The 3,507-nt window shown below is 26.8% G+C and carries 3 protein-coding genes and 1 pseudogene; all 4 read left to right on the top strand.

Translation table 11 applies throughout. From position 1 onward, the window contains the following. A pseudogene (locus tag Q0J90_RS02995) lies at positions 1–313 on the top strand (hypothetical protein); the annotation flags it as partial. A gap of 74 nt (positions 314–387) precedes the next feature. Beyond that, positions 388–1,248 (top strand): hypothetical protein, encoded by an 861-nt coding sequence (locus Q0J90_RS02990; protein WP_297276497.1) that lies wholly within the window; start codon positions 388–390, stop codon positions 1,246–1,248. 1 nt (position 1,249) lies between these two features. Then, positions 1,250–2,197, top strand: a complete 948-nt coding sequence (locus Q0J90_RS02985; RefSeq protein ID WP_297276496.1) for a DUF1848 domain-containing protein — start codon at positions 1,250–1,252, stop codon at positions 2,195–2,197. Between the two features lie 52 nt (positions 2,198–2,249). After that, entirely contained in the window at positions 2,250–2,465 is a 216-nt protein-coding gene (locus tag Q0J90_RS02980; RefSeq protein ID WP_297276495.1) for a hypothetical protein, read from the top strand. The last annotated feature ends 1,042 nt before the right edge of the window (positions 2,466–3,507 follow it).

Below are 3,507 nucleotides of genomic sequence, written 5' to 3'. Positions count from 1 at the left end.
TTATTATTATGTAGCTAATACAGGCACAGTTTTTAGAGGTTGGTTTTCTGTATTTACTCCAAATTTTATAGGTTCTTTTCCTATAAAAGAGTTAGATTTGGATAATAAGCAGGATAAGGAAATTCATGATAAATTAGTTAATCTCGTTGACAACATCATTGATTTAAACAAAAAACTTTCTTCCGAGAAAAACCCTAACACTATTGAAATGCTTAACACGCGTATTCAGGCTGTCGACAAGGCTATTGATAAGATTGTCTATTCGTTATACAATTTAACTGATGAGGAAGTGAGAATCATAGAAGGGGAGTAAAAGGAACTATAAGAAGTTTTATATATTAATAAATGTTTTATAATGATACAAAATACGTTTTAGGATATAAAATTATGATAAGAGATTATATAAAAAATATTTATGAAGATTTTAAAAAATATGTAGATAATCAGAAAGTTTTATGTGAATTAAAAGAGGAATCATATTTTTATAGTAATCATATTCCTAATTATAGAAAATTATATGTACAACAATTATATTTATTGAGATATTCATATGCATATATATGCGAATATATGGAAATGTATATTAATATACTTAATTATTTTAATGAAAATAAAATTAATTATGAAAATTGGAAAATATTATCTATTGGAACAGGCTCTGGTTTAGACTTATATGGATTAGGTTTATGTTCAGAAAAACTAAATTATGAAATATCTTATAGCGGTTCAGATGTTATAAAATGGGAATATAGACCAGAACAAATATATAAAGTTGATTTTGTTTTTTATAAAGATAGTCTAGAAAATATTCTTTATTATAATGATATTTATAGTAAAATAATTATTTTTCCTAAATCAATAGGAGAAATTACAGATGATACTTTAGTATTATTACCTACTAAAATAAAATCTGATAAAATATATTTAATGGTTTCATTAGCTTTTAATGGAGATAGGAGTAAATTGGAGGTTTTATTAGAATCTTTTACATATCATGGTTTTGTATATACTGTATTATTTAATAGAGAAAAAATAAATAAGGAAAATAAAATAGAACTTCATTATAAATATGATATAGGGATTTATCCGCAAGATATTAAAAATTTTATATATAATTTAAATTATAAATGTTGTGATGAAGTATCCACATGTTCTGATATTAGAGATTGTGATAATAAATTAAGTAGATATCCAACAGAAACTGATATAAATTTTAATTATATGATTGTTGAGATTAAAAGGATATAATATGATAATAAGTGCTAGCAGAAGAACTGATATACCGTCCTATTATTCGGAGTGGTTTTTTAATAGGATTAAAGAAAAATATGTTTTGGTGAGAAATCCTATAAATATATATCAAGTTAGTAAAATTGATATTTCACCTGATGTTGTTGATTGTATAGTTTTTTGGAGTAAAAATCCTGCTCCTATGTTGGATAAATTAGATTTGTTAAAACATTATAAATATTATTTTCAATTTACAGTAACTTCTTATGGTGATGACATAGAAAAGAAAGTACCTTCCAAAAATGATAAAATTTTTGATACATTTAAAAAATTATCTGACCAAATAGGAAGTAAAAAAGTTATATGGCGATATGACCCTATAATGATAACTGATAAATATAATATTGATTATCATAAAAAATATTTTGAAAAGATAGCCAAACATTTGCATAATTATACGCAAAGGTGTACTATAAGTTTTATGGATATATATGCAAAAGTAAAAAGAAATATGAAAGGCATAAATTTTTATGATATAAACAATGATGAAAATATGATATTAGATTTAACAAAATTTATGTCTGAAGTTACAAAGTCATATAATATGAGTATAGATACTTGTGCAGAAACTATGGATTTGTCTAAATTTGGCATTACTCATGGAAAATGTATTGATGACAAATTAATATCTGATATTGTAGGTTATGATATTAAAGCCAATAAAGATAAAAATCAAAGGTTGCCTTGCGGTTGTATAGAAAGTTTTGATATAGGGGCATATAATACTTGTTTAAGTAAATGCGTTTATTGTTATGCAAATTATAGTGAAAAAAAGATTGATGAAATGCATTCAAAATATGATAAAACTTCTCCTTTATTATGTGATTCTTTAACACCAAAAGACAAAATTACAGATAAAAAAGTTTCTTCATTTAGAACAGTACAGCCTCATTTAAATTTAGATTAGTTTTTATTAATAAAATATTTTAATATTGTATTAAAATATTATGGATGATAATATGCTTGATTTTGAAATTATAAAAAATATCTTAGATGAACTTGATAAAGGATTTGAAAATTTTGATGAATATGTAAAGTCTATAGACTATGAACAATTTAAAGAAATTTTTAATTTTTTAATTAATAATTATATAATAGGTGGAAACATAAAATTTGCTTCTGCTATGACTATGACAATTTATAAAGAACCATATTTAACATCAAAAGGAAAATGAATATTAAATTTAATGCGAGAAGGTCGTATCAATAGTTTAGAAAATTTATAATATTTTTATTGTTTGATGTTGGGTAATGAGCCGCATATTTAAGTAGGTTATTGTTTCAGTGCAAAAGGCTTTAGCCTGCGTTGTATATTTAATAAAAATTTGCGTTAGCGTTTTTGGTATATTGCCAGAATGTTTGGATTATCCTACAGTATGTAAATGCTTTTTGCTTCTTTTGTGCCACAAAAGAAGTAGTTTTTTGGTACTTTTTTCCTATGAAAAAAGTACAGTATTTTTCTAATTTTTTTTTGAAAAAATTATATTTGTAGGCTTGTTTTGTTAAAAATGTTTGTTTAACTATAAGGGCGGGTTCGGGTGGGTAATAATGAAAATTTAAAAAAATTTCTTTTTCTGCTTTTCTGTATTTTCTAGCTACGCTCGGTCAGGGGGTAGGTAATAAGGTAAATTTCAAAAAAATTATTTCTGGGTTAGCTTTTTAGTTATTTGTTTGATGTTGGATAATAAACCGCACATATATTGTACTTGCTGTAATGGTGAGCGTTGCCGTGCGGGGTGGTGGTGCGGCTCGCACAAAAAAATTCATATTTTCTGGCTTATTTTGTTAAAAATGTTTGTTTAACTATATAGGGTGGGTTTGGGTGGGTAATAAGGTAAATTTTCAAAAAATTATTTCTGGGTTAGTTTCTGTTTGTGGGTTCGATTTTATATTTCTGGGTTGGCTTTTTAGTTAGTTTGTTTTTGTTTGATGTTGGGTAATCAGCCGCACGTACATTGTACTATCCTTAATAGGTTGTATTACCGTGCGGGATGCCCCTACGGCGAGTAGTCAGCCGCACGTACAGAGGTCTGTCCGTAAGGGGTTGCATTGCCGTGCGGGAAGGTGCTACAGCTCGTAGTAGGTAATGGTTTTTACGAGAGCCAGTCGGTGCTTGATTTTGACGAGGAGACGCAATATAAAATAAATTGTTTTGATTGGGAGGACGAGTTTAAAACTATTTTTAAAGGGGGCGGTTTCGATGTGGTGATAGGCAAT

The sequence above is a fragment of the uncultured Brachyspira sp. genome, assembly GCF_944390595.1.
In the GTDB taxonomy this organism is placed as follows: domain Bacteria; phylum Spirochaetota; class Brachyspiria; order Brachyspirales; family Brachyspiraceae; genus Brachyspira.
Note: the sequence above shows the minus strand (reverse complement) of the source record. Positions and strands in the feature narration are given on the sequence as shown.

Coding starts and splice junctions, on each gene's coding strand:
- Q0J90_RS02990 (WP_297276497.1), top strand. CDS start 388: ATGATAAGAGATTATATAAAAAATATTTATGAAGATTTTAAAAAATAT.
- Q0J90_RS02985 (WP_297276496.1), top strand. CDS start 1,250: ATGATAATAAGTGCTAGCAGAAGAACTGATATACCGTCCTATTATTCG.
- Q0J90_RS02980 (WP_297276495.1), top strand. CDS start 2,250: ATGCTTGATTTTGAAATTATAAAAAATATCTTAGATGAACTTGATAAA.